We start from the raw sequence: 21,900 nt of genomic DNA on the forward strand, positions 1-21,900 counted from the left end.
TTTTAAATAAAAATACTAATCGACTTACCAACAAACACTTACATCTAAAAGTTTTTTTACCTCAAAAACAATAACCCTTTTTACTATAATATATAGACACAACTATTGCATTAAAATTGCATTTACAATATCTTTGCGAACTGAGATTTTCACTTGTAAGAAAATCTATTAACTATACATATATATAATGATTAAAATCACACTACCCGACGGAAGTAAAAGAGAGTATGAAAAGAACTCTACTCCTATAGATGTTGCTAAAAGTATTAGCGAAGGTTTAGCAAGGAATGTAATTTCTGCAAGTTTTAATAATTCAACTGTAGAAACCACCACTCCATTAACCACAGATGGAAACCTTACATTATATACTTTCGATAGTCCTGAAGGTAAAAAGGCTTTCTGGCATTCTTCAGCTCACGTTTTAGCTCAAGCCGTTTTAGATTTCTATCCAAAAGCAAAACTTACTATAGGACCGGCTATTGATAATGGTTTTTACTATGATGTTGATTTTGGAGAAGAAGTTATTTCTGAAAAAGACTTTAGCAAAATAGAAAAACAGTTTTTAGAAAGAGCCAGAGAAAAGGCGGAATTTAAAATGCGTTCTGTTTCAAAAGCTGATGCACTAACTTATTATAAAGAACAAGACAATATATATAAGGTAGAACTTATTGAAGGACTAGAAGACGGAGACATCACTTTTTGTGACCATAGTAACTTTACAGACTTATGTCGTGGTGGACATATTCCTAATACAGGAATAATAAAAGCTGTAAAAATAATGAATGTTGCAGGAGCCTATTGGAGAGGTGATGAAAAGAACAACCAACTAACACGTATATATGGTATATCTTTTCCTAAACAAAAAATGCTTACTGATTATTTAGAACTATTAGAAGAAGCTAAGAAAAGAGATCATAGAAAGCTCGGAAAAGAATTAGAGTTATTTACCTTTTCACAAAAAGTTGGACAAGGATTACCTTTATGGTTACCAAAAGGAGCTGCTTTAAGAGGTAGACTAGAAGACTTTTTAAAAGCTGCACAGAAGAAGGCTGGCTACGAAATGGTAATGACACCTCATATTGGTCAAAAAGAACTATATGTAACCTCTGGTCATTATGCTAAATATGGAGAAGATAGTTTTCAACCTATTAAGACTCCAAAAGACGATGAAGAGTTTTTATTAAAACCTATGAACTGTCCTCATCATTGTGAGGTGTATAATCATAAACCATATTCATATAAAGATTTACCAAAACGTTTTGCTGAATTTGGAACTGTATATAGATATGAGCAAAGTGGAGAATTACATGGATTAACAAGAGTAAGAGGTTTCACTCAAGATGACGCTCATATTTTTTGTACTCCAGACCAATTAGATTCTGAGTTTAAAAATGTAATTGACCTTGTATTATATGTTTTTGGTTCTTTAGGATTTGAAGATTTTACTGCACAAGTTTCAGTAAGAGATTTAGAAAAACCAGAAAAATACATTGGATCTGTTGAGAACTGGGAGAAAGCTGAACTAGCAATCATTAATGCTGCAAAAGATAAAGGACTTGATTATGTTATTGAGTCAGGTGAAGCTGCTTTTTACGGACCAAAGTTAGATTTCATGGTAAAAGATGCATTAGGTAGAAGTTGGCAATTGGGTACTATTCAAGTTGATTACAATTTACCTGAACGCTTTGATCTTCATTATAAAGGTAGTGATAATGAATTACACCGTCCTGTAATGATCCATAGAGCTCCATTCGGTTCTATGGAGCGCTTTATTGCTGTTTTACTTGAACACACTGGAGGTAATTTCCCTTTATGGTTAACGCCAGAGCAAGTTATTATACTGCCAATCAGTGAGAAATACGAAAAATATACCGAAAAAGTTTTACATTTGTTGGAAAATTCCGAAATTCGCGCCCTCGTAGACAATAGAAATGAAAAAACTGGTCGAAAAATTAGAGACGCAGAAGTAAATAAAATTCCTTTCATGGTTATTGTTGGCGAAAAAGAGGAGCAAGATGGCACGGTATCTGTTAGGAAGCATGGTGAAGGTGACATTGGAACTTTTACCATTGAAGAATTTGTTTTGTTAATTCAAAAAGAAATTCAAAAAACGTTAGTAACGTTTAACACAAATAATTAAGAAGTAATTTTAAATTAATAAGCCATAGCAATACGAAGAAAAGGCGGTAGAAAACCCGCAAGAGTAATTAAAGAAGATCAACATAGAATTAATGACAAGATTAAATATGTTGACGAAGTTCGCCTAGTTGGCGAAAATGTAGAAGTAGGTGTTTATCCTTTAGCAAAAGCTAAAGAGATAGCTCGAGAACTAGAGTTAGATTTAGTTGAAATTTCACCTAAAGCTGTTCCCCCAGTCTGTAAAGTAATAGACTACAAAAAATTCTTGTACGAACAGAAAAAACGTGAAAAAGCATTAAAGGCTAAAGCTACTAAAGTTGTTGTTAAAGAGATTCGTTTCGGTCCTCAAACCGATGACCATGATTACGAATTTAAGAAAAAGCATGCAGTTAAGTTTTTACAAGATGGAGCCAAATTAAAAGCATATGTATTTTTTAAAGGGCGTTCAATTGTATTTAAAGAACAAGGTCAAATTTTACTACTGAAGCTTGCTCAAGAATTAGAAGACTATGGTAAAGTAGAGCAAATGCCAAAATTAGAAGGTAAAAGAATGACAATGTTCATAGCACCTAAAAAAGTAAAATAGAATTTTACAAATAAAAGTAATATAAGCAAGATCAAAAACGAAAGCAAAAGATGCCTAAAATGAAAACAAAATCTAGTGCCAAGAAACGTTTTAAGTTAACTGGTTCTGGAAAGATCAAAAGAAAGCATGCGTTTAAGAGTCATATCTTAACTAAGAAGTCTAAGAAACGTAAGCTTGCATTAACACACGCAACGTTAGTACACAAGTCTGACGAAGCTAACATTAAGCAACAATTATTATTAAAATAATAATTAGCTAGGTAGTAAAATTAATTATTAACCATGGAGTTGGGCTCATCAAGTACTATTTAATTAGTCGCCTACTACAAAAAACAAAGAATTATGCCAAGATCAGTAAATTCAGTAGCTTCAAGAAATAGAAGAAAGAAAATCTTGAAGCAAGCAAAAGGTTACTTTGGACGTAGAAAAAACGTTTATACAGTAGCTAAGAACGCGGTTGAAAAAGGGTTACAATACGCTTACCGTGATCGTAAAAACAAAAAGAGAAACTTCCGTGCTTTATGGATTCAACGTATTAACGCTGGAGTTCGTCAGTATGGAATGTCTTATTCACAGTTTATGGGTAAAGTAAAAGCTAATGATATTGAGTTAAACCGTAAGGTTTTAGCTGATTTAGCGATGAACAATCCTGAAGCTTTTAAGGCAATTGTAGATAAAGTAAAATAAGTTTAATAATCTTGCTTATACTAAAAACCCAAACTTTTTCGTTTGGGTTTTTTTAAATTAATCCCAAAACACTATTACTAATAAATGAAAATCGTACATCTAATCATAGTAACTTTATTTTGTTCAAATGTTTTTGCTCAAACGTCGTTAACCAAAAAGCAGCAGTTAGATTCTTTACCTAATACTGTAGAAAATCAACTTATAAAAGCGTATGGCAAGGCTAGTAATTGGCAACAGTATAAAATGATTACCAGAACTGATTTTCAAATTTTACAAAAGAACATTATTGATAGTGTTACTGCATTAAAGAAAAATATTGAAAACAAGCAATTAACAATTAATGAACAAGAAAAAAAAGTTACTGCTTTAAATGAAAAAATCACCTCTTTAACTGAGAAACTTAATTCTTCAATTGATAAAGAGGATAAAATTAATTTCATTGGTATTGGTATGACTAAAAATACCTACAACTTACTATTATGGTCTATCATTACAATATTAGCAATAACGACAGTATTCTTTTTCATGCGATTCAAAAACAGCAATAGTTTAACAAAAGCTGCAAAAAGCAACTTAGCTGAAATTGAAGAAGAATTCGAATTACACCGAAGAAAATCTCTTGAAAAAGAGCAGAAGTTAAGAAGACAATTACAAGATGAAATAAATAAACAACGAGGAGTTTAACTCGTTATCAAATAGATAAAATAAAAGACCTCAAATGTTTATTAAATTTGAGGTCTTTTATTTTTACACTTATTCGAAACTGTAATATACCTCTTAGAAAAAAACAGCAAAACTGATTACTGATTGATTGTTTACTGGAACAAAATTTAATACTAACTCAAAAAAACAAAACAAACTTTAAGCTTAATTAAAAAAGTTAAGTAATATAATAGTATAAAAGCAATAAAAAATTGGGTTTTCTTTTTTGATATACTATATTTGCACGTTTTTAAAAAGAAGTCATTTAAATTATTGAAGATGCAAAACAAAGGTCTTATTAGATTATTTGCAATCCTTTTCGGAATTGTAAGTTTATACCAATTATCATTTACTTTTTTTGCTAACAAAGTAGAAAAAGCAGCAAATGCTTATGCTACAACTAGAGTTAGTGATCAAAATGATGGTAGAGAACTTGCAAGATTAGAAAAGAAATACTTAGATAGTGTTGCAAATAAAGAAGTAATTGCTGGATTCACTTATGACGAGATTAGAGATAAAGAAATGAATCTTGGTCTTGACTTGAAAGGTGGTATCAATGCAATATTACAAGTATCCGTAAAGGATATATTAATTGGTTTATCAAATGAATCTCAAAATGCTGTTTTTACAAAAGCGTTAGAAAATGCTGATGAAGCTCAAAAAGATAGTCAAGCAAATTATCTTGACATTTTTTATGGAGAGTTTGAAAAAGCTAGTAACGGTTCTGTAAAGTTAAGCGATCCAACAATATTCGGAAACAAATTACTTCGTGATAAAATTGACTTCAACAAAACTAACGAAGAAGTAAAACCAATTTTACAGGAAGAAATCAACACATCAATTAATACAGCTTTTGAAGTACTACGTAGCCGTATTGATAAGTTTGGTGTTGTTCAACCAAACATTCAAAGGATTGGAACTTCTGGTAGAATTCAAGTTGAATTACCAGGTGCTAAAGATATTGAGCGTGTAAGTAAATTATTAGAAAGTACTGCTAAACTTCAGTTTTGGGAAGTATATTCTAACATAGAAGTTCAAAACTTTTTCTTTACTGCTAATGCTAAAGCTGCTGAGCTTTTAAAAGAAGAAACAAGTACTACTAAAGAAAAAGATTCTACTAAAACTTCAGATAGTATTGAAGATTTAATTGCTGAAACTAGTGATTCAACAGAAGTTGCAAACCAAAAGAGTTTGTTTACATATTTATTCCCTAATGTCGCACAGAATCAAAATCAAGCGAACTCTTTAGTCGCACAAGCGAAAGTAGCAGATACTGCGAAGGTTAATAGCTTGTTAAAGAACAGAGAAATTAGATCTTTATTACCTGATAACTTACGCTATGTTAAGTTTTTATGGGATTATAAATCACAGCCAAGTGCAGATGGAACATCTGAAATAATAGGTCTATACGCAATCAAAGGAAATAGAAATGATGTAGCCACTATCGAAGGTGACGTTATTGCTGATGCTAAACAAGATTATGATCAATTGAGCAAACCTGTTGTTTCAATGGCAATGAATGGAGTAGGAACTAAGCAATGGACAAAAATGACTAGTGAGAACGTTGGTCAATATGTTGCTGTTGTTTTAGATAACTACGTATATACAGCTCCTATTGTAAATCAAGTAATTTCTGGTGGTCAAACTCAAATTTCTGGTGGTTCAATGACAGTTGAAGAAGCACAAGATATTGCTACAGTATTAAAAGCTGGTAAATTACCTGCTCCAGCTAGAATTATTGAAGCAGAAGTTGTTGGTCCATCTTTAGGTAAAGAAGCAATTTCGGCAAGTATGTGGTCTTTTGCTTTAGCTATCGTATTAGTTTTAGCTTGGATGATTTTATACTACGGGAAGGCTGGTTTATATGCAAACATCGCTTTAGTTGTAAACATCTTATTCATTTTTGGAGTTTTAGCTTCATTTAATTCTGTATTAACGTTACCAGGTATTGCAGGTATTATCTTAACCATAGGTATGTCTGTAGATGCTAACGTAATTATCTTCGAAAGAATAAAAGAAGCACTAAGCTCAGGAAAAGGTTTATCTACTTCAGTTGATGAAGGGTTTAGTATCAAAGGAGCCTTATCTGCTATTATTGATGCAAACATCACTACCTTATTAACAGGTATCATTTTATATGTATTCGGAACAGGACCAATTAAAGGTTTTGCTTTAACATTAATGATTGGTATTGCAACGTCATTATTTACTGCAATTTTTATTACTCGTTTATTAGTTGATAGCGCAGTTACTAAAGGAACTAATTTAACGTTCAATACAAACATTTCTAAAAACTGGTTCCAGAATATCAATATTGAGTTTTTAAGAAAGCGTAAGTTAGCTTATATTGTTTCAGGAGGAATTATCTTAGCTGGTTTAATTTCAATTTTTACAATTGGATTAAAACAAGGAGTTGATTTTAAAGGAGGACGTTCTTATGTTGTTCGTTTTAACCAACCAATGAATGCTAATGAAGTAGCAAGTACTTTAAAAGATGCTTTCGGAACTGCTCCAGAAGTAAAAACGTACGGTACTAACAATCAGTTAAAAATTACAACTGTTTTTAAAATTGAAGATAAGAGTAAAGAAGTTGATGAAGTTGTACAAAACACCTTATATAATGGTTTAAAACCGTATTTAGGTGACTTAAGCTATGAAAGCTTTAAGCCAGGTTTTGAAAAGTTGGGTGAGCCACAAGGTATCATGAGTTATATGAAAGTGGATCCTACAATTGCAGATGATATTAAACAAGCTGCTATTTGGGCCGTTTTAGGTTCTTTATTAGTAGTTTTCTTATACATCTTATTACGTTTTAGAAAAGTTTCTTTCTCTATTGGTGCAGTTGCCGCTGTATTCCACGATGTTTTAATCGTATTAGGAATCTTCTCTATCTTATATAAATTCATGCCGTTCGATATGGAAATCGGACAATCATTCATAGCAGCAATTCTTACGGTTGTAGGATACTCTCTGAATGATACTGTGGTAATTTTTGATAGAATTAGAGAATATTCAGCAGGAAGCAAAACTTTTACGGCTGGTCTTGTAGACAAAGCGTTAAGTAGTACGTTAGGTAGAACAATCAACACATCGTTAACTACAATGTTAGTAATGTTAGCTATTTTCTTCTTCGGAGGAGATAGTATTAAAGGATTTATGTTCGCTTTAATCGTAGGTGTTCTTGTTGGTACTTACTCTTCTTTATTTGTTGCAACTCCAATTATGTTTGATGCAACTAAAAACAAAGAAAAGGAAACTAAAAAATAACATTATATTTTTATAATAAATCAACCGTTTTGTACCCACTGAATTCTCAGTAGATCAAGACGGTTTTTTTTATTTAATCCTTATATTTACAGGAAAATGAGAATTAAAAAACTTCACGATTTATATTTCAAACAACTTATTAGTCAAGAGGAAATAGCAAGTATTGTTAAATCTCTGGCTATTCAGGTTAAAAAAGATTTACCAGAAGGAGAAATACCTGTGTTTGTGGGTATACTTAATGGTTGCTTTATGTTTGCTGCTGATTTTATTCGTGAGTTTAATGGTGACTGTGAAATTTCGTTTGTAAAACTAGCGTCTTATGATGGTAGCTCTTCAACCGGTGATGTAAAAAGACTAATTGGTATTAATGAAGATATTGCCGGAAGAACTGTAATTATTCTTGAAGATATTATAGATACTGGTACAACACTACAAGAAATCTATGAGATATTCAGAACAACGAACATAAAAGAATTAAAAATTGTAAGTCTTTTCTTTAAACCTGATGTATACAGAAAAGAATTGCATATAAATTATATTGGTAAAAACCTTGACGATAAATTTATAGTTGGGTATGGCTTAGATTACAACGGTCTAGGAAGAAACTTACCTGCTATATATCAATTAACAACAACACAACCCAAAATGAAAAACATAGTTTTATTCGGACCTCCTGGTGCAGGTAAAGGAACACAAGCTGAATTATTAAAAGAAAGATATCAATTAGTGCATATTTCTACTGGTGACTTATTCAGGTATCATAAAAAGAATGATACTGAATTAGGAAAGCTAGCAAAAAAATATTCTGATGAAGGTATTTTAGTTCCAGATGAAGTAACCATCAACATGTTGAAGGAAGAAGTAGATAAGAATTTAGATGCTAATGGATTTATTTTCGATGGATTTCCAAGAACAGAATCTCAAGCTAAAGCTCTTGATGAGTTCTTAGCTGAGAAAAATGAAACTATTAATGGAATGGTTGCTTTAGAAGTACCAGAAGAATTATTAAAAGAGCGAATTTTAGAAAGAGGTAAAACTAGCGGTAGAGCTGATGACACTGATGAGGCTAAAATTAACGTAAGATTTAATGAGTACAACACTAAAACAGCTATATTAAAAGACTACTATGAAGCTCAGAACAAATTCTATGGAGTGAATGGTGTAGGTACTATTGATGAAATAACCCAACGTTTGTCGGAGGTATTTGATAAATTATAAATTTAAACATTGAAGATGTAATGATTGAAGAGTTATTAGTTCTTTAATCATTATATCTTTTAACTATAAAACAATGACAGAAGGAAATTTTGTTGACTACATAAAAATATATGCTTCATCTGGTAAAGGTGGACGAGGATCTGCTCACTTACACAGAGAAAAGTATATTGCAAAAGGTGGTCCTGATGGTGGAGATGGTGGTCGTGGTGGACACGTAATTTTTCGTGGTGACAAAAACATGTGGACACTATTTCATTTAAAATTTAAACGTCACTTCAGAGCAGAACATGGTAGTGACGGTGGTTCTAGCAGAAGCACTGGTAAAGATGGTACTGATGTAATTATTCCTGTACCATTAGGAACTATTATTAGAGATGCAGATACTGATGAAATTTTATTTGAAATTACTGAAGAAGGCAAAGAAGTAGTAGTATTAGAAGGTGGTATGGGTGGTAGAGGAAACTGGCACTTCAAATCTTCTACGAATCAAACACCTAGATATGCGCAACCGGGTATTGAAGGGCAAGAAGCTTGGTTTAGAGTTGAGTTAAAAGTATTGGCAGATGTTGGTTTAGTTGGTTTTCCGAATGCGGGTAAATCTACTTTACTTTCTGTTATTACAGCTGCAAAACCAAAAATTGCAGACTATGCTTTCACTACCTTAAAACCTAATTTGGGAATTGTAGAATATAGAAATCACCAAAGTTTTGTTATGGCAGATATTCCTGGAATTATCGAAGGAGCTGCTGAAGGTAAAGGTTTAGGACATTATTTTTTGAGACATATTGAACGTAACTCTCTCTTACTCTTTTTAATTCCTGCTGATAGTGAAGATATTAAAAAGGAATATGATATTTTACTAAATGAATTACGTAAACATAATCCTGAATTATTAGATAAACAACGTTTATTAGCCATTTCAAAAGCAGATATGTTAGACGATGAATTGAAATCGGAAATAGAGCAAGATTTACCAAAAGGGATTGAGGCTTTATTTATTTCGTCAGTAGCCCAAATGGGACTTACTGAACTAAAAGACAAACTTTGGAAATATCTCAATGAGTAATAATTCTTTTCGCTATAACAAAACTATCTTTCCAATAGTTTTCGTTTAATGAAGAGTATATTACTCCTTTTGATGTTGTTGAGTGAATAAATAATACTTCATCTTCAATAGAAGTGACTAAGCCTACATGGTTTATGTTTCCTTTTAACCTATCAATATTAAAAAATAATAAATCTCCTTTTTCTATTTTGTCTAATGGAATTTCTGTTCCAATAGTACTCATGCCCGCAGAAGATCTTGGTAATTTAATATCTAAGCTTTTAAAAGTAGTTGTAACTAATCTAGAACAATCCATCCCTTTTTTTGTAGTACCTCCTGCTCGATACCCCACTCCCTCAAAACTTTGTGCTTTTTGAACTAGTTTTTCTATTTTTTGATACGTATCTTTTTCTTCATTACTATTGAAACATCTGTATAAATAGATTAAACCAATAATAACTACAAAAAATACTTTCCTATTCATCTCCTAAAACACGTTTGGCTCTGTAAAAAGCAGCCTTCCAATAAGGCATACTCAAAGAGCTTACTATAACACCTCTTGAAGTAGTTGAATGTATAAATTGAATATTATCATTATCTACAGAAGTTACCAAGCCGACATGATTTACGACATTACGTTTCTTTGCCGTGATAAAAAAAAGTAAATCTCCTCTTCTAACTTCTCTCAACGGAATTTCATATCCTTCAGAAAACATACTGTAAGAGGTTCTTGGTAAATAAATGTTTCTTTTTTTAAATGACGTATGAATTAACCCTGAACAATCCATTCCATTTCTAGTGGTACCTCCGTATTTATAAGGAACACCTTTATAAGTTACAGCTGTCCAGACTACCTTATCTGCTAGTGTGGCTTCTTTTATTGTAGATGACTGTTTTACTTCCTCTTTTGAAATAGGTACTCTGCTTTTAGATTCAGTAGTTTTTCTTGAAGAACCGCAAGAAACTAGTAGGGTAGCTATTGTAAAAATAAAGAGTAGTCTTTTTATCATCTATTTAATTTTTCAAACCTTCAATAATCAATTGAGCTGTTTTACTAGAAGCTCCTTTACCTCCTAGTTTATTTTCTAAGTCAAAATAATCTGCAAATAATTCTTCTCTTTTCTGACCTGTAAGAATAGATTGCAATTCTTGTTCCAATTTTTGCTTGTTAAAATCATTTTGGATTAATTCAGTAACGACTTCTTTATCCATTATCAAATTAACTAAGGAAATGTATTTAAGCGTAATAATTCTTTTTGCTATTTGGTATGAAAGCCAACTTCCTTTGTAACAAACCACTTGTGGTACTTTAAACAATGCTGTTTCTAGTGTTGCTGTACCAGATGTAACTAAGGCAGCATGAGATACACTAAGTAAATCATACGTTTTATTATTTATAAACTTTACATTCTTATTTGAAATAAAGTCTTTATAAAAACTTTCAGGCTGACTTGGAGCTCCTGCTATTACAAACTGATATTCTGGAAATTTATCTACCATTAAGAGCATTGTAGAAAGCATTTTGGTAATTTCTTGTTTTCTACTTCCTGGTAAAAGAGCTATTATTTCCTTATCTCCAAGATTATGTTCTTTTCTAAATACCCTTTCATCAACTTGAGGACGATCTGCAATTCCATCGATTAATGGATGTCCAACAAATTCTACTGAATAATCATATTTATTGTAAAACTCTTTCTCAAAAGGAAGAATCACAAACATTTGATCAACATCTCTTTTTATTGCTTCTACTCTGCTTGCTCTACTAGCCCAAACTTGTGGAGAAATATAATAATTAGTTCTAAATCCTTTTTCTTTTGCCCATTTTGCAATTCGTAAATTAAAGCCTGAATTATCAATAAAAACAATTACATCAGGATTAAAAGCTTCAATATCTTCCTTACAGAACTTAATGAAACCAAAGATTTTACGAAGATTCATTATCACTTCAACAAATCCCATAAAGGCTCTTTCTTTATAATGACTTACTAAAGCACCTCCTACTTCCTTCATTAAATCTCCTCCCCAAAAGCGAATATCAGCATCACTATCTTGTTTGAAAATTTCTTTCATCAAATTAGCGCCGTGCAAATCTCCAGAAGCTTCTCCTGCAACGATGTAATACTTCATTTTAGCTAGAAAAATTTAAGTGCAAAAGTTACTAATGCAGTAACAATTGTTGCTATTAAAACACCTTTAGCACGATAATCTTGTTTTTTCTTTAAGAAGATAAAAAATACGAATAAGTTAGGTAATGCTGCTAAAGTTATCACAGGCCCCAATATATCGTTCTTTTGAATCATTTCTATAGTTTCATAAAAACCAAAACGAGACACATATTGCAGGTAAATGAACATTCCACAAAAAGTAGCGAATAATGAAACAAAAAAACCAATTGCTATTTCCTTTCTTATAAATCCCATGAATGTAAATTTTTGATTGCATGATGAGCCGTCATATCAAATTGAACTGGAACAACAGATATGTATCCATTTTCTAATGCCCAAATATCTGTATCCTGACCTTTATCATTATTAATAAATTCACCAGACAACCAATAATATTCTTTACCTGTTGGACTTTTTCTTTTATCAAAATCTTCCTTCCAATACCCGTTAGCTTGTCTGCATATTTTTATTCCTTGAATTTCATCTTTTTTTAATTTAGGAATATTAACATTTAACACCACACCATCAGGCAAACCATTTAATAACACATTTAAGGCGATTTTTTTTATGAATTCTCTTGAAGATCTAAAATCAGCATGCCAACTAAAATCTAATAATGAAAATCCTATTGCAGGTATTCCTTCAATTCCAGCTTCAACAGCAGCACTCATTGTACCTGAATAAATTACATTGATTGAAGAATTAGAACCATGATTAATTCCAGATACACATAGATCTGGTTTTCTATTTAAAATTTCATTCTTAGCCATTTTTACACAATCAGCAGGTGTACCCGAACAGCTATATTCTATTTGAGGCCCATCATCAATAGAAGTAGGATTACAATGCAATACATTGTTTACCGTAATAGCGTGTCCCATTCCACTTTGTGGACTATCAGGAGCAACTACAATTACCTCTCCTATTTCATTCATTATTTCAATCAGCATTCTTAATCCAGGTGCTGTTATACCATCATCATTAGTTACTAATATCAAAGGTTTGTCTTGCATACATATGAGTTTTCGAGTAAACAAATATACATTAAAAAATAGCTCTTATTTTTAACATTTTGTAAAGATAATACCGTAAAATTAATCAGTAAACTTGTAGTAAACTAATCAGTTACAATTATGTTTAGAGTTATTACAGTATTGGTCATGTTAGTTCTTTCTTTTTTTTTCACCAAGTTAGAAGCTCAAAACACTACATCTCCTTGTTCTTCTCCAGAGTACCAACAGTTTGATTTTTGGGTTGGAAATTGGAACGTATACAATACTAAAAACCAACTAATAGGTGAAAACAATATAGTTACAATGCCTAACGCATGTACTATTCAAGAAAACTGGAAGTCGCAAAATGGAAAATCTTTAGGAACTAGTTACAGTTACTATGATATTTCTGATAAGCAATGGCATCAACTTTGGATAGACAACAAAGGATTTGTACTTGAAACATCAGGTTCTTTTAAAGACAATAAAATGATTTTAAAGAGTAACCTTATTGAATCTCCAAAAGGAAAATATTACAATCAAATTACATGGGTTAAAAATTCAGACGGAACAGTTACTCAAATATGGGATTACGTAAGTCCTGAAGGGAAAATTATCCAGCAAGCTTTTAAAGGCATTTACAAAAAAAAGAATGGCTAGTAAAATTGGCATTATTTTAGTAGCTTAGCAATTAACAACACATACTTATATTCATTTAAAGATAGAAGGTTTATGAAGATGAAATTAATAATCCCATTACTAGCATTATTCTTAGTTAGTAATACGATACAAGCAAAAACTTATAACGAATTAGAAAAAGACCCCGAAAAAGACAAAGTCATTTTATATGTCTTAAAAAATATACTTACAAGAGGCCACTATGTTCAAAAAGATTTAAACGATGATTTTTCAGAACATGTATATGATGAATTTATAAACAGTTTAGATCCTAGTAAGCGTTATTTCACACAAGAAGATTTGAAAGAATTTTCTCAATTTAAATATGAAATTGACGATCAATTAAGAAATTCAAATTTAGATTTCTACCAATTAGTATATGGTCGCTTTCTTGAAAAAGTAAAAGCAGCAAAATCAATATATTCAGCATTGTTAAAACAACCTTTTAACTACAAAAAAGAGGAAAATATAAATATTGATTACGATAAAGTTCCTTTCGCAAAAAACGAAAACGAACTGGTTGACTATTGGAGAAAACAATTGAAACTACAGGTTGTAAGTCTTACGCAAGAAGCAGAACAACAACAGGTTGAAAAATTAAAAAAAGACCCAAAAGCCGCTCAAAAACCTTTTAAAGAATTAGAAGTAACTGCTCGTGAGAAAGTATTAAAAAACATGAACGATTTATATATCAGAATTGATGAGTTAGAAAATTCTGATTGGTATTCAACCTTTTTAAATAGTGTGGTAAGTGGCTTTGATCCTCATACAACCTACATGTCACCAAGAACAAAATCTCGTTTTGATCAAGATATGTCTGGTAAACTAGAAGGTATTGGAGCTAGACTTCAAAAAGAAGGTATTTACACTAAAATAGTTGAGTTAATTTCTGGTGGTCCTGCTTGGAAACAAGGTGATTTAGAGCCTGGCGATATTATTTTACAAGTTGGACAAGGTGATGGTGAGCCTTTAGATATTGTGGGTATGCGTTTAGATGATGCTATTACATTCATTAAAGGAAAGAAAGGAACGGAAGTTCGTTTAACAGTTAAGAAAAAATTAGATGGTTCAACTGTTGTTATTCCAATTATTAGAGATATTGTTGAATTAGAAGAAACTTTTGTTAAATCTAGTATTGTCGAAAAAGATGGTAAGAAATACGGTGTCATTAATTTACCTAAATTTTATATCGATTTTGATGATACTAAACAACGAAACGCTGCCGGAGATATGAAGTTAGAGATTGAGCGTTTAAAAAAAGAAAATGTTGAAGGTTTAATTGTTGACTTAAGAGACAACGGTGGTGGATCTTTAAAAACAGTAATTGAAATCGGAGGATTATTTATTAATGAAGGACCAATAGTACAGGTAAAATATCGTGGTGAACCAGCCATTATAAAAAATGATACCGATTCAAAAGTTCATTGGGAAGGACCATTGGTTGTTATGGTAAATGAAATGTCGGCTTCTGCTTCTGAAATTTTTGCAGCTGCAATGCAAGATTATGGTCGTGGTGTAATTATGGGAGGTAAACAAACCTATGGTAAAGGGACTGTTCAAAATGTTCTTCCTTTAAATTACTACGTAAATAAATATCCAGATGATTTAGGTGCTTTGAAAATGACTATTCAAAAATTCTATAGAATTAATGGTGGCTCTACTCAAATTGAAGGAGTGTATTCTGACATTGCAATGCCAGACAGATATAGTTATATGGAGTTCGGAGAACGCGATTTAGATGGAGCTTTAAAATGGGATAGTGTTAAAAAAGCGAATTACCAACAAACTAATTCCTACACTAACTTTAATGAAGTAGTTACCAATAGTAAAGAAAGAATTAATAATGATCCTAAGTTTGTATCTATTAATGAGTATGCTAAATGGTTAAAGAAAAACCAAGACGATAATACATATTCATTAAATTATGATTCTTACAAGAAAGAGGTTGAAAAACGTTTAGAGGAAAGTAAAAAATTTAAGGATATTTTTAAGTATGATTCTAACTTAACCTTTAACTCTCCAAGCTATGAATTAGCTTATTTTAAAACAGATACTGTTTTAAAAGATAAACGAGAAATGTGGCATAAAAATCTACAAAAAGATATTTATTTAAATGAAGCTTTAAATGTTCTTAGCGAACTAAAGATGAATAAAAAACTAGAGTTAGTTAAGAAGTAACATAAAAAAAGGATGCAAATGCATCCTTTTTTTTATTCTTTTATTTCTAACTTTACAACTAGCCCTTCATTAGCTCTAACATTAAAAACAGTATTATCTTCAAAAATAAAATACTGCCCTTTAACACCAACTAACTTACCAGTATAACTACCTTCCTTGATAAGATTTAGACTTTTAGGTTTTTCAGGATACTGATTAACAGGGAAATTAATTTCAGTTTCTTTATTATTTTCAATGAAATATTCCTGAACTTCTTCTGGTATGAAAGGTTTTAATCTTTCTTGCCATTTAGACAAATCCTCATCTTCTACATCATTTTTCAGCATTTTACGCCAGTTAGTTTTATCAGCAACATGTTCTTTTAAAGCAACTTCCGTAATTCCAGCTAAATAACGATTAGGAACCTCTACAATTTCAATTGCTTCATGTGCTCCTTGGTCAATCCATCTTGTAGGAACTTGCGATTTACGTGTTACACCAACTTTTACATTACTTGAATTGGCTAAATACACAATATGTGGTTGTAATTGTACTTTTTTCTCATACTCCAAATCACGATCTTCTTCATCTAAATGTGCTTTACTTAATTCTGGTCTCATAATCCAATCTCCAGCAGTTGGCGCATCAAAAAAGCAGGATTTACAGAATCCCTGACGATAAATTTCTTTTTCTAATCCACAATTTAAACACTCGTAGGTTACAAAACTCATTTCAATAGTTTTAGTAAGCAATTGGTTTACATTGATAAAATCAGTTTTCATATCTAAATAATACTGAACAGTATCTAAAAGTTCTGTATTCATTTTTTTTAAAACGCCAGTGTATTGCATGTTGTAAAATTTACTATTTTTAGCCAAGAACAAACTTACAAATTAGCTATTAAAAATGCCGTTCCAGTTTATAAATTCTATCATTTCTTGGTTTTTAAAAAAAAGGAAACATCAAATGGAACTCTTTTTAAAGTATCCTATTGATGTTCAAGAGGAACTATTACTAAAACTAATAGCTTCTGCTAAAAACACCGAATTTGGCAAACTTCATCAATTTTCTAAAATAAAAAGCTATACAGATTTTCAAAAAAACGTTCCTATTCAAAGATATGAAACTATAGAACCACTTATTGAACGCTGTAGAAAAGGGGAACAGAACTTATTTTGGCCAACAAAAATTAAATGGTTTGCCAAATCTAGTGGAACTACCAATGCTAAAAGTAAATTTATTCCTGTAAGTGATGAAGCTCTGGAAGATTGTCATTTTAAAGCTGGTAAAGACATGCTTTGCTTATATATTAATAATAATGAAGATGCACAGCTTTTTACTGGAAAAGGACTTCGGTTAGGTGGAAGTTCTGCAATTTATGAAGATAATGAAAGTTACTTTGGAGATTTATCTGCTATCATTATAGAAAACATGCCTTTTTGGGCTGATTATAGTTCTGCTCCAAAACAAGAAACTGCTTTAATGAGCGAATGGGAAACTAAAATGGAAGCTATCATCGATGAAACTATTCATGAGAATATTACTAGTTTGGTTGGAGTTCCTTCATGGATGTTGGTATTACTCAATAAGGTTTTAGAAAAAACAGGAAAAAGTAATATTCTAGAAGTTTGGCCTAACTTAGAAGTATATTTTCATGGAGGAGTAAATTTTAGTCCTTATAGAGAACAATACGAAAAGCTTATTCCAAAAAAAGACTTTAAATACTACGAAACTTATAATGCTTCAGAAGGTTTCTTTGCCCTTCAAGATCAAAATAATTCAGAGGAATTACTATTAATGCTTGATTATGGTATCTTTTATGAATTTATTCCAATGAGTGAATATGAGGGTGAAAATTCAAAAGCAATACCACTATCTGAGGTTATAACAGATGTAAATTATGCCGTTGTAATTTCTACTAATGGTGGTCTTTGGAGATACTTAATTGGAGATACCATTAAGTTTACCTCTACAGATCCTTATCGTATAAAAATTACAGGACGAACTAAACATCATATTAATGTTTTTGGTGAAGAGCTTATTATAGAAAATGCTGAAGAAGCATTAAAATCTGCCTGCGAAAAAACAGATTCAACTATTAAAGAATATACAGTTGCTCCTATTTTTATGAATGGAAAAGATAAAGGAGCTCATGAATGGATTATTGAGTTTGAAAACCAACCTGAAGATTTACATTTCTTTACCGAAATTTTAGACAATGCTCTAAAAAACTGCAACTCTGATTATGAAGCTAAACGCTACAATAATATGACATTGAACATGCCTAAAGTGCAATCTGCTAGAGATGGATTATTTTATGATTGGCTAAAGAAAAAAGGGAAACTTGGAGGTCAACATAAAGTTCCTAGGTTGTCTAACAAACGTGAGTTTATCGAAGAGTTACATCAATTGACTTAAATTTAAATGGACTCTTTTTTCTTACATAATGCGCATCTTTTATTAGAAAACAAAGAAATATCCGAAGCTTTAGAAAAAGTTGCGATTCCTAAAACATTTAAAAAAGGCGATTTATTACATCAGTCTAATTCTATTTGCAAGCATTTTTTCTTGTTATTCAGTGGAATTGCACGTGTCTTTTATTTTAGAGATGGTAAAGATATAACTGTGCATATTGCCCAAGAACAAGAAAGTATAACCGCTATAGATAGTTTCATTCAACGAAAAAAAAGCAAGTACAGTATTGAAGCTTTAGAAGACATAGAATGTATTGCAATATCTAGGTCTGACCTCGAAAAACTCTCTGAAGAAAGTCATCAATTTGAACATTTTGGAAGATTATTTTTAGAAAAAATTTACATTGATTTAGCCGAACGAATTGATAGCTTATTACTTCATACCTCTCAAGAACGTTACGAAGAGCTTTTGGAAAGAAAACCCGATTTATTCAATAGAATTCCTGCAAAACACCTAGCTTCTTTTTTAGGAATGACACCAGAAACGTTTAGTAGAATTAGGTCTAAATAAAAAATGAGCCTTTTTACAAAGACTCATTTCAATTATTTCTATGAAAAACGGTTTATTCAAAATCTACTTTTACATCGAAGAAATTAGGATTTTTCCCCATATCACTAATGCTTGCATTAAATTCAATTCCTTTGAAATTTGAAAGAATTTTAACATTCTCATTACTTACACTTTTAATTCTGTAAGGAAATACATAACGTATTTTAAACACAATCATATTGGCAAAAGCAGCATCTTTTTCAGAATCACTCTTCATGTTTTTTGCCGCTTCTTCTTTGATTTTAGTTTCAAAACTTTTTTTACTAAAATTAATATCGAACAAATCTGTAATTACAGGAAGTCCTTTCTCCTTCTTCTTCTCATCCATCTTCTTAGAGTTTCCAAAATTCGCTAGTTTATCAATTTCAACTCTTTTAAGCTTTTCTCCAATCGATTTTAAATCTTCTATATCATCAAAATCGTAATCAATACGAATAAAACCTTTATTAGTAGCAGTATCTGCTTTTATTTCAATCGATAAATCCTCTAATTCCTTTAATCGCTTTTGCTCATCTTTAGGTAATTTAGAAATGCTATCTTTTTTATTTTCTAAAATCTTTGAAAAATCTATTACCGTATCCTTAATAGAAGATGACTTTTCTTCATCTGGACTTGGCATACTTGACGCCATTTGAAGTATGGAAGAAAGATCAACCATCATACTATACTTACCACTTCCATTTTTATTAAACTGTGTTTCCCAAGCAACTTCACAACCGGTTAGGAAATATAGTGAAATGAAAAACAAAAAATAATACATTATTCTCTTCATAATTTTCTTGGTTATTAATTTTCTATAAAGCTACTACTATAATCTTTTTTTACCATAATCCAGAAACATAATTTTCTTGATAATAATCAATTTCTAGTCAAACTCCTTGAAATACCTTTAGCTGAAATAATTTAGCACATGATTGTATCACAAAAACTAGAGCAATTTTATCTTGAGAATGACCTTGATCAAAACGGAGGAGCTGACAAAGACTATTTTACAATGAAATTCCGTTTGTTCTCAATAAAACTTCCAAACGCTGAATTCAGAAAAAGCATTGTTCATATTCATGATATTGAACATGTGTTATTTAATTGTGATGTTTCATGGAAAGGTGAAGCTTTTATTGCTGGCTGGGAAATTTCAACAGGAATGTGGAAACATGTTCCGATAGGATTTATGAGTATTTGGGCTATGGGTTTTGGACTCTTAACTTATCCTAAACAAACTATAAGTGGATATAAGAAAGGACTTAATTATGATGGTTTAATCGATAAAAAAATTCCTAAAGAAAAACTCATGAATTTAACAATACCAGAAATTAACAAGTTACTATTAAAACCTACTCCAAAAAAAATTAATTATTCTATTTTTTGTTTGTGGAACATTATCTCAATTTTAATAGTTATTTCTCCTATACTACTAATTATTCTTTGGTTTGTATTTTGATTGGTAGTTGATATTCTGTAGTAACTGGAATTCCTATTTTAGTTGCAGGTGATAAATCTGGAATTTCTCTAACAATACGATTCAAAACAGACGTTAATTCGGGTAATATAGTTCGGATTTCTTCTGAAGATTGTATCTCTTTGAGCGTAACTTTTCCTTTTTTATCAATTCGTAAAACTAAAACTACAGTTTCGCTTATATCTTCTTGACTTGAAAACGTGTTTTGTGCTAACCTATCTGTAAAGTGCTTCCTGATAGTAGTTCTAAAACAATTGGTTTTGTCTTCATCAATCAACTGTTCACACTCTTTAAAAGATGGGGAAACATTTACGGTAGTAAAATCTACAACTGTATCTAAATCCGTTTCATTGCTTTTAGTATCACCTGTAAAATAATTACATGATACCAAACAACTCATTACAAGTACAAAAAGAAACAATCTATAATTCACTTTTGTAGATTTATTAAGTGAAAATATAAAAAATAGATTTATTCTAATATCTCTCCCTTTAAGAAATACTCTTTTTTTATTTCTTTTAATCGTGCCTTAACAAACTTATCCGTTAAAGTATCTTTTCCCTGAAACGTTTCTTCGTACCTTTTGTAAAGTTTATAACCTATTGTTTTGTCTTTATAATAATTATCAGATTGTTGGGCATAAGCAAACATTGCTTTGTAGTTCTTTGGATTTTCCTCTACAGCACTTTTGTAACTCTCTAAAACATTTTTTGGTAACTTCATTTCCGAAAAAACATTAGCCAATCCCATGTAAGCTTTATCTCTTTTTTGCTTTCCTTTTGTAGTTCCTGACATATAAAAGTACATCGCCATCTTAGTGTTTTTCTTTTGCATAGCAATGTCTCCTAAATAAATCATACTTCTAAAATCATCCATGTCCAATCTACTAGCTTGTTGAAAATGCTTTTCAGCCAAATCATAATCTTCTAGATTAAAATAACAACGACCTAACATTTTGTGCGTATAATGTTCGTCAGGCTGAATAGAGTCGATATGTTTTAATAAAGTGACACTCTCTTTATACTTTTTATTTCTAAATAAACTATTGATTTTTAAGCGATTTAAATCAATATGATTAGGACTTAATGCTAATCCTTTATTGATAAAAACCAAAGCCGAATCTCGATCTTTAATAATTGTAAAACTTCTTGCCAACTTTTCAATTGCATTAAAATGATTGTTGTCTTTTTTATACGCCAATAAATAATAATCTATTCGTTTATATATCTTTTTTGGTTGTGGGTTGGCTAGCGCATACTGATAATAATAGTTTGCGTTTTCATCATCATTTGAAATTAATTCACCAAAAATCATCTTTGCTTTAGTATATTGATTTACTTGTAAATACAGCTTGCCTAACGTATACTTTGCAATTAAATTCTCTGGATCATTATGGCAAATTTCTTCATATAACTTTACAACCTCACTAGTTTTCTTTTCTTTTAATAGTGAATTGCCAAGTTTAATTTTAGTTTTATAATCATCATTGATATTTAGTGCCTTTTTAAAGTAATTTGATGCTTCTCTATTATTGTCTAAGGCTTCATAAATACTTGCAATTTTGTAATTTTTTTTAAATGATTCTGACAAATTAGCTAACTGATGTAATGCTTTTTTATATCGTCCAATTTCAATTAAGCTATCTATTGCCTCCAATTCTTTTTGAGCATTTATACCAATGCATAAAACAGTTAAAAAAAATGTTATAATTCTTATCTTCATAGTATTATTTTAATTTAACAAGTGTTACTCCGCCATAAAAGCTGAAGCAAAACTTCAGCC

The 21,900-nt window shown here is 30.9% G+C and carries 22 protein-coding genes; 13 read left to right on the plus strand and 9 right to left on the minus strand.

Annotation, left to right across the window (positions count from 1 at the left end):
- Positions 1 to 187: 187 nt before the first annotated feature.
- The 8 genes from thrS (at position 188) to obgE (ending at position 9,664) form a co-directional block, all read left to right on the plus strand.
- Positions 188 to 2,140, plus strand: coding sequence for a threonine--tRNA ligase (gene thrS, locus EV195_RS15960; protein WP_132795979.1), 1,953 nt, complete (start codon positions 188 to 190; stop codon positions 2,138 to 2,140).
- 66 nt (positions 2,141 to 2,206) lie between these two features.
- Complete coding sequence (infC, locus tag EV195_RS15965) at positions 2,207 to 2,725, plus strand: translation initiation factor IF-3 (RefSeq protein ID WP_262708546.1); 519 nt, start codon at positions 2,207 to 2,209, stop codon at positions 2,723 to 2,725.
- Positions 2,726 to 2,775: 50 nt separating this feature from the next.
- Positions 2,776 to 2,973, plus strand: coding sequence for a 50S ribosomal protein L35 (gene rpmI, locus EV195_RS15970; protein WP_100923848.1), 198 nt, complete (start codon positions 2,776 to 2,778; stop codon positions 2,971 to 2,973).
- Positions 2,974 to 3,066: 93 nt separating this feature from the next.
- Positions 3,067 to 3,411: a 50S ribosomal protein L20 gene (rplT, locus tag EV195_RS15975; protein WP_132795981.1), complete on the plus strand. Its 345-nt coding sequence runs from the start codon at positions 3,067 to 3,069 to the stop codon at positions 3,409 to 3,411.
- 84 nt (positions 3,412 to 3,495) lie between these two features.
- Positions 3,496 to 4,095: a tRNA (guanine-N1)-methyltransferase gene (locus EV195_RS15980; RefSeq protein WP_132795982.1), complete on the plus strand. Its 600-nt coding sequence runs from the start codon at positions 3,496 to 3,498 to the stop codon at positions 4,093 to 4,095.
- A gap of 297 nt (positions 4,096 to 4,392) precedes the next feature.
- Positions 4,393 to 7,380 (plus strand): protein translocase subunit SecDF, encoded by a 2,988-nt coding sequence (gene secDF, locus EV195_RS15985; protein WP_132795983.1) that lies wholly within the window; start codon positions 4,393 to 4,395, stop codon positions 7,378 to 7,380.
- 96 nt (positions 7,381 to 7,476) lie between these two features.
- Positions 7,477 to 8,598, plus strand: coding sequence for an adenylate kinase (locus EV195_RS15990; protein ID WP_132795984.1), 1,122 nt, complete (start codon positions 7,477 to 7,479; stop codon positions 8,596 to 8,598).
- A 73-nt stretch (positions 8,599 to 8,671) separates the two neighbouring features.
- On the plus strand, positions 8,672 to 9,664 hold the full coding sequence (obgE, locus tag EV195_RS15995; RefSeq protein WP_132795985.1) for a GTPase ObgE: 993 nt from the start codon (positions 8,672 to 8,674) through the stop codon (positions 9,662 to 9,664).
- Here obgE and EV195_RS16000 read toward each other — a convergent pair.
- Genes EV195_RS16000 through surE form a run of 5 tightly spaced genes read right to left on the minus strand, consistent with a single transcriptional unit; the run spans position 9,654 to position 12,821 of the window.
- Positions 9,654 to 10,127: a C40 family peptidase gene (locus EV195_RS16000; RefSeq protein ID WP_132795986.1), complete on the minus strand. Its 474-nt coding sequence runs from the start codon at positions 10,125 to 10,127 to the stop codon at positions 9,654 to 9,656. The two genes, obgE and EV195_RS16000, sit on opposite strands and share 11 nt — an antisense overlap.
- Complete coding sequence (locus tag EV195_RS16005; protein ID WP_132795987.1) at positions 10,120 to 10,653, minus strand: C40 family peptidase; 534 nt, start codon at positions 10,651 to 10,653, stop codon at positions 10,120 to 10,122. The genes EV195_RS16000 and EV195_RS16005 overlap by 8 nt, the downstream gene beginning before the upstream one ends.
- Positions 10,654 to 10,657: 4 nt before the next feature.
- Positions 10,658 to 11,770 (minus strand): lipid-A-disaccharide synthase, encoded by a 1,113-nt coding sequence (gene lpxB / locus EV195_RS16010; RefSeq protein WP_132795988.1) that lies wholly within the window; start codon positions 11,768 to 11,770, stop codon positions 10,658 to 10,660.
- A 5-nt stretch (positions 11,771 to 11,775) separates the two neighbouring features.
- Positions 11,776 to 12,063, minus strand: a complete 288-nt coding sequence (locus EV195_RS16015) for a hypothetical protein (RefSeq protein WP_132795989.1) — start codon at positions 12,061 to 12,063, stop codon at positions 11,776 to 11,778.
- On the minus strand, positions 12,051 to 12,821 hold the full coding sequence (gene surE / locus EV195_RS16020) for a 5'/3'-nucleotidase SurE (protein ID WP_132795990.1): 771 nt from the start codon (positions 12,819 to 12,821) through the stop codon (positions 12,051 to 12,053). Before surE ends, EV195_RS16015 begins: the two co-directional genes overlap by 13 nt.
- Before the next feature lie 120 nt (positions 12,822 to 12,941).
- Here surE and EV195_RS16025 point away from each other — a divergent pair, with 120 nt between their 5' ends.
- Both EV195_RS16025 and EV195_RS16030 read left to right on the plus strand, forming a co-directional pair.
- Positions 12,942 to 13,460 carry a hypothetical protein gene (locus EV195_RS16025; RefSeq protein ID WP_132795991.1) on the plus strand — a complete coding sequence of 173 codons (519 nt, stop codon included), beginning with the start codon at positions 12,942 to 12,944 and terminating at the stop codon, positions 13,458 to 13,460.
- Positions 13,461 to 13,538: 78 nt separating this feature from the next.
- Positions 13,539 to 15,656, plus strand: a complete 2,118-nt coding sequence (locus EV195_RS16030) for a carboxy terminal-processing peptidase (RefSeq protein WP_317128238.1) — start codon at positions 13,539 to 13,541, stop codon at positions 15,654 to 15,656.
- Positions 15,657 to 15,688: 32 nt separating this feature from the next.
- Here the strand turns inward: EV195_RS16030 and EV195_RS16035 are convergent, their stop codons facing one another.
- Positions 15,689 to 16,486 (minus strand): DUF2797 domain-containing protein, encoded by a 798-nt coding sequence (locus EV195_RS16035; protein ID WP_132795993.1) that lies wholly within the window; start codon positions 16,484 to 16,486, stop codon positions 15,689 to 15,691.
- A gap of 55 nt (positions 16,487 to 16,541) precedes the next feature.
- Here EV195_RS16035 and EV195_RS16040 point away from each other — a divergent pair, with 55 nt between their 5' ends.
- Together EV195_RS16040 and EV195_RS16045 are read left to right on the plus strand one after the other, a co-directional pair.
- The gene (locus tag EV195_RS16040) at positions 16,542 to 18,053 is read left to right on the plus strand and encodes a GH3 auxin-responsive promoter family protein (protein ID WP_132795994.1); all 1,512 of its coding nucleotides are present in this window, start codon (positions 16,542 to 16,544) and stop codon (positions 18,051 to 18,053) included.
- 6 nt (positions 18,054 to 18,059) lie between these two features.
- On the plus strand, positions 18,060 to 18,620 hold the full coding sequence (locus EV195_RS16045) for a Crp/Fnr family transcriptional regulator (protein WP_132795995.1): 561 nt from the start codon (positions 18,060 to 18,062) through the stop codon (positions 18,618 to 18,620).
- A gap of 52 nt (positions 18,621 to 18,672) precedes the next feature.
- On the opposite strand, the gene EV195_RS16050 is transcribed toward EV195_RS16045, so the two are convergent.
- Complete coding sequence (locus tag EV195_RS16050; RefSeq protein WP_132795996.1) at positions 18,673 to 19,431, minus strand: hypothetical protein; 759 nt, start codon at positions 19,429 to 19,431, stop codon at positions 18,673 to 18,675.
- 138 nt (positions 19,432 to 19,569) lie between these two features.
- Between EV195_RS16050 and EV195_RS16055 the strand changes: the two genes are divergently transcribed.
- Complete coding sequence (locus EV195_RS16055) at positions 19,570 to 20,100, plus strand: hypothetical protein (protein WP_132795997.1); 531 nt, start codon at positions 19,570 to 19,572, stop codon at positions 20,098 to 20,100.
- On the opposite strand, the gene EV195_RS16060 is transcribed toward EV195_RS16055, so the two are convergent.
- Both EV195_RS16060 and EV195_RS16065 read right to left on the minus strand, forming a co-directional pair.
- A complete protein-coding gene (locus EV195_RS16060) occupies positions 20,078 to 20,518 on the minus strand; it encodes an energy transducer TonB (RefSeq protein WP_165915762.1) in 441 nt (146 codons plus the stop codon). The genes EV195_RS16055 and EV195_RS16060 overlap by 23 nt on opposite strands.
- Positions 20,519 to 20,589: 71 nt before the next feature.
- Entirely contained in the window at positions 20,590 to 21,840 is a 1,251-nt protein-coding gene (locus EV195_RS16065) for a tetratricopeptide repeat protein (protein WP_132795999.1), read from the minus strand.
- Positions 21,841 to 21,900 lie beyond the last annotated feature (60 nt).

The sequence above is a fragment of the Tenacibaculum skagerrakense genome, assembly GCF_004345825.1.
GTDB classification, from domain to species: Bacteria; Bacteroidota; Bacteroidia; order Flavobacteriales; family Flavobacteriaceae; genus Polaribacter; species Polaribacter skagerrakensis.